Here is a 1,824-nt window from a genome sequence, read left to right as displayed (position 1 = left end):
TCCACTCTATCTTCTATATAAGAACCTACCCCACGATTTAAATTATACTTACTATTCCGATATCCTTCACTTTTATTCGGTACAGGCCAAATAAAAGATCCACCAAGTGTTCTGGTATTTTGAACATAATCAATTAAAATGTTTAAAACTTGCTTTCTCTCAACTTTAGATTCGTTAGATTCACTCTTAGATAAATAATTAATTCTAGCTAAGGGATACTTGAGATGCCCATAAGTTTGCCGATAAATACCTTCATTCCCGGAGAAACCAAATTGATCTGAAGTTAGTCTGAATAACTCCTCATCATCTTGTTTCACAACAATTTTATACTCGTCATTGTCTTTTAAGTTTTTCTCATCATCAGTGGTTAGTTTAGCATTTTTAGGAGGAACAAAAGAGAATTTATTTTCATAACAACTTTCACTCTCTCTCTTTTTTAGAAATTCTGTTAAAAAATTATAATAAGGTGTATTGATATCATCTATACAGTCGGGATCAACATATTTGCCACCATTTAACACACTTTTATAATAATCACCAAAACCTTCACACTGATATATAGTCTTTAATTTCTCCATTTTAAAATATCATCCTTACTTAATTTCTAAAATTACGATCCACATTGCAATTATCCCTAAAAATTAAATTACTAGCCCAATTATACATAGTATAGAACATCAATAATTTAGATAAACTTTATAAGAACTAGGAACTAGCTTAAATGAGTTTTCCGTAATAGGTCCATCATAAATTTTAATTTTGCACTGTTTTGATTCAATATTTAAGTCATAAACAAAATATATTTTATATGGAAATCCAGCGCGAGATGCCTCTAATTCATTAGAACTCAGTTCAAAACCATCCGAAAACTTTAGTTTTGATGCTTTCACTTCAATATGGACTTCTTCTCCATTTTCATCCCAAAAACAAATGTCATAACCAAGACCATCACCTTTTGTTTTTGATACATGTTCAGGTAGTTTCAACCCCTTCTCCTCGGCTTCCTTACATAGTAAATCAAAGACGATTTCTTCACCTGCCACACCAGTCCTCTGTTTTGATTTATTTTCAAGTTCCCAATCAATTTTACGCCCAGTAAATTTATGTTTCTTAGGTTTGGTTGAACGTCTAGGTCCATCTTCATCAATAAGTACTGTAAAATCCTCTACATTTTCAAATTCTTTGCATTCAGCAGCTGTAAAATCAGGATTAACTGACGTGCGATAGATAGATTCAATAGAATCAATAGAAATAATTAGACGATCTTCCATTAGTGCTACAAAGTCTTCATATGAGATTTCATTCATTCCGTATTGATCCCAAAAATGCAACCATGAATTTGTTTTTTTTCGTTTTTTCTTACTCGGTGTTTTCCATTCGTAATTTTCAATAAAAGAATCTCCCTGTCTAATTGGAGGTTCTATCTTGAAAGCATGTGAAATTACTGCAATAACATTACCGTCCTCATCTGGTTCGGAAATGCTCTCGACATAACCTCCCCCGTAAATTTCCCATTTACGATCTTTAGTAATTTTACCTGGATGGCGGTTTAATACAACAGCTCCCATCTTTAATTTCCCATATTGATGAATATTCCATCCATAACTAGTTGCATCATCTGCATATTTCAATTGACCATCATCTTCTATTTTCCCATGATCCAAAATAAATGCTTTTTGACCTTCAACAGCTGGTGGTAATAATTCTGAAATAGTATACATATTTTATCTCTTTCTTTTTCAGTCGGAACATTTTTTCGTTCTGATTGAATGATACTAAAAATATTAAACATTGTCAAATCAGAATATTTTTTTGTTCTGATTG

The 1,824-nt window shown here is 31.8% G+C and carries 1 protein-coding gene and 1 pseudogene; both read right to left on the bottom strand.

Features of this window, described 5'->3' with window-relative positions:
• Window positions 1-578 (bottom strand): annotated as a pseudogene (locus ACWPV5_RS10170) (DUF6994 family protein); the annotation flags it as partial.
• Between the two features lie 99 nt (window positions 579-677).
• Window positions 678-1,721, bottom strand: coding sequence for a DUF3883 domain-containing protein (locus ACWPV5_RS10165; RefSeq protein ID WP_219967424.1), 1,044 nt, complete (start codon window positions 1,719-1,721; stop codon window positions 678-680).
• Window positions 1,722-1,824 lie beyond the last annotated feature (103 nt).

It is taken from the genome of Streptococcus sp. Marseille-Q7156 (assembly GCF_965119495.1).
The sequence above is the reverse complement of the archived record's forward strand: the minus strand, read 5'-3'. Positions and strand labels throughout refer to the sequence as shown.

Excerpts from the sequence above, each read along its gene's own strand:
- ACWPV5_RS10165 (WP_219967424.1), bottom strand. The coding sequence starts at position 1,721 with ATGTATACTATTTCAGAATTATTACCACCAGCTGTTGAAGGTCAAAAA.